The organism is Colwellia sp. MB3u-55, assembly GCF_014076785.1.
GTDB lineage: Bacteria > Pseudomonadota > Gammaproteobacteria > Enterobacterales > Alteromonadaceae > Colwellia_A.
The window spans coordinates 1-228 of sequence record NZ_JACGUS010000016.1; the positions used below are offsets into that span (position 1 = coordinate 1).

1 protein-coding gene is annotated in these 228 nt (G+C 43.4%); it reads left to right on the plus strand.

Annotated elements, in window-relative coordinates:
- Positions 1–228: hypothetical protein (locus H4J66_RS00050; RefSeq protein WP_182169091.1), on the plus strand; the 228-nt coding region annotated here is incomplete at both ends.

The following is a 228-nucleotide window of genomic DNA, read 5'->3' on the forward strand; positions in this document are numbered from 1 at the left end:
TAACCATTTCAGTGACACCGGTTTCAGATTTAAGTGATGATAGTGAAACGGTTACGATAGCTGAAGATACAATTGCTACAGGTAATGTGCTTGATAACGCAGCAACTGCAGACGGTCCACTAACTGTCACCAGCTTTACGGTTGGTGGAAATACGTACAATGCAGGTGATACGGTTACCCTTGCTGAAGGTGAACTCATCTTAAATGCAGACGGTAGCTATACCTTCA